Source organism: Sulfurovum sp. (assembly GCF_041562805.1).
Lineage (GTDB): Bacteria > Campylobacterota > Campylobacteria > Campylobacterales > Sulfurovaceae > Sulfurovum.
In genome coordinates this window covers 1-2919 of sequence record NZ_JBFFOH010000231.1, presented here as the reverse complement: position 1 = coordinate 2919, position 2919 = coordinate 1, and the positions used below count along the sequence as shown (strand labels likewise).

The 2919-nt window shown below is 40.1% G+C and carries 2 protein-coding genes and 1 pseudogene; 2 read left to right on the top strand and 1 reads right to left on the bottom strand.

Translation table 11 applies throughout. The features are described from left to right. The coding region (locus tag ABYK33_RS15080) for a dUTP diphosphatase (RefSeq protein WP_373034136.1) at nucleotides 1-291 on the bottom strand (291 nt) is incomplete at its 3' end. Nucleotides 292-396: 105 nt separating this feature from the next. Here ABYK33_RS15080 and purL point away from each other — a divergent pair. Together purL and ABYK33_RS15070 are read left to right on the top strand one after the other, a co-directional pair. Next, on the top strand, nucleotides 397-2619 hold the full coding sequence (purL, locus tag ABYK33_RS15075) for a phosphoribosylformylglycinamidine synthase subunit PurL (RefSeq protein ID WP_373034135.1): 2223 nt from the start codon (nucleotides 397-399) through the stop codon (nucleotides 2617-2619). Nucleotides 2620-2760: 141 nt separating this feature from the next. Further along, nucleotides 2761-2919, top strand: a pseudogene (locus ABYK33_RS15070) (bifunctional phosphoribosylaminoimidazolecarboxamide formyltransferase/IMP cyclohydrolase PurH); the annotation flags it as partial.

Sequence of the window (2919 nt, the reverse complement as noted above, 5' to 3'; positions counted from 1 at the left end):
TGTGTCAATACTGCCAAGATCTCCTCTTTTATAATCTTCAAGTCCTTGAGACATAATAAAATGCCAAATGTCTACAGCTTCAATTTTTATGTTGGCATAATCTGGTTTCGCATCTATGTTTTTCCAGTGTTTCCAAGGATAGCTTTCTATCAGTTCAGCACACTCCAGATAAGTACAACGTTTCCAGTCAATGGGTTTGCCATTTTTTGTTATACCATCTTCCCAACCCAGACCATTTGTTGCATCATTAAGTTGCTGCTGCAGTTCCAGCATTTGTAAAATCTTATCCATCTTTAGCCTTTAAATCGTAGTGACATATTCTACCTTCTCAACACTTATTTAGTACTTTTTTAGTAAGATATAGTTCTTATTTTAAGCCCCAAAAGGACAGAAACAATGTCACAACCTGTTGAAGATTTAGATGAAGTTTTAAAAAATCACAAACTTAGTAAAGAAGAGTACCACGATATTTTACGTATCTTAGATGGTCGTCATCCAAATATTGTAGAAATAGGTATTTTTTCTGCAATGTGGTCTGAGCACTGTTCATACAAGTCAAGTACAAAATACCTTAGAGGTTTCCCTACAGAAGCACCATGGGTGATCCAGGGACCAGGTGAAAATGCAGGTGTTATCGATATCGGTGAGGGGATGGCTGCTGTCTTTAAAATGGAAAGCCATAACCACCCATCATTCATAGAGCCTTTTCAAGGTGCTGCGACAGGTGTAGGTGGGATACTTAGAGATATCTTTACTATGGGTGCAAGACCTGTAGCAAACCTCAATGCTCTGCGTTTTGGTACAGTCAACGGCAACAGCGACATTGCAAAATACCAAAGACACCTTGTACGCGGTGTCGTAGACGGTATCGGATCTTATGGTAACTGTATGGGTGTGCCTACGATCGGTGGTGAAGTGAGTTTTGATGAGTCTTACAATGGGAACATTCTTGTAAATGCATTTTCATTAGGACTTGTCAAGTCGGATGAGATCTTCTTAGGTGTTGCTTCAGGTATAGGTAACCCTGTGATGTATGTAGGTTCAAAAACAGGACGTGATGGTCTTGGTGGTGCAGTAATGAGTTCAGACTCTTTCACTGAAGAGTCTAAGTCACTCCGTCCTACAGTACAGGTAGGTGATCCATTTACAGAAAAACTTCTTCTTGAAGCATGTTTGGAATTGTTTAAAACAGATCTTATTGTGGGTATTCAAGATATGGGTGCAGCAGGGCTTACATCTTCAGCATTTGAAATGGCAGGGAAAACAGGTGCAGGGATGATCATGCACCTTGACCAGGTACCAGCAAGAGAAGAAGGTATGATGCCATATGATTTTATGCTTTCAGAGTCTCAGGAGCGTATGCTTATCTGTGCTAAACAAGGAAGTGAACAAGCGATTATCGACATTTTTGAAAAATGGGAATTGGATGTTGCTGTGATCGGTGAAGTAACAGATACTGCTCGTATGGAACTTTTCTGGCATGGTGAAAAGTGTGCAGATATGCCTATTGCTCCAGTGAGTGAAGAGGCACCGGTACTTGACAGACCTGTAGCAAGACCTAAGTACTTGGATGAAGTGAATGCTAAAACCGTTGAGAGCTATAAAGCTGTTGATGATCAAGAAGCGTATGAAACACTGCTTTCAAACATAGAGGTTTCAGATAAATCATGGGTATACAACCAGTATGACTCTATGGTACAGACAAATACAACTAAAGCTCCAGGAAGTCTGGATGCATCTTGTATCCGTATCAAAGAGAATGGAAAAGCTTTGGCAATGAGTTCTGACTGTAACCCGCGTTACTGTTACATAGATCCTATGAAGGGTGCAGCACTTGCAGTGGTTGAGTCTGGACGTAATGTCGCGATGTCTGGTGCCAGACCACTTTCTATCACAGACTGTCTTAATTATGGTAACCCGGAAAACCCGGAAGTGATGTGGCAGTTTGCACAAGGGTGTGAGGGTATTAAAGAGGCATGTTTAGAACTTAACACACCAGTTGTCAGTGGTAACGTATCACTTTACAATGAAACGAATGGCGTATCTGTATTCCCTACACCTGCTATAGCAATGGTAGGACTTAACGATGATCAAAACAAAGTACTCCCTTCTGTATTCCAGGAAGAGGGAAGTCAGATCCTTCTTGTGGGTGAGACTAAAGGTGAGTTTGGTGGTTCATTGTATATCAAAGCATTACATGGTGAAACAGCCGGTACTTTACCGACATTTGACTATAAATCAGAACTTGCACTTTGGGAGCTTGTGATCGAAGCGAACAAAAAAGGACTTTTAAAGTCTGCAAAAGATGTGAATGTTGGTGGTATTGCGATAGCACTCTCGAAAATGGCGGCAGTTTCTAACAAAGGTGTTGCAGCTGAAATTGCTTTAGATGACAGTAAGAATATCTTTGATGAGTCACAAAGCAGAGCACTTTTAGAAGTTACTGAAGATAATGTAGAATCTGTGGTTCGTATGGCTATGGAACTAGGTATTAAAGTAACGAATATTGGTGCAGTAGGTGGAGAGACAGTGAAGGTGAATGATGTAGAACTTTCACTTGAAAAAGTTAAAGATATTTACTTCAATACGTTTGCACGTACTATTGAGCAGGACTTATAATAGTCTAATTTCTATTACTGTTTGGAGTTTCTTTTCTACTTTTTTAGAAAAAGTAGAGCAAAAATCGTCACTACTCTCGAATCGCTTCACTTTCAAGGGCGTTCGCAGTGACATTATTAAAATTATAGAAAAGAGAGAATAATGAGAGCATTATTGAGTGTTAGTGATAAAGCAGGCATCGTAGAGTTTGCTAAAGGTTTGGAGAGTCAGGGTTGGGAGATCATTTCAACGGGTGGTACATTTAAAACATTATCTGCAGCAGGTATCACAGTTATCGAGATAGATGAAGTGACAAAGTTT

Excerpts from the sequence above, each read along its gene's own strand:
- purL (WP_373034135.1), top strand. The coding sequence starts at position 397 with ATGTCACAACCTGTTGAAGATTTAGATGAAGTTTTAAAAAATCACAAA.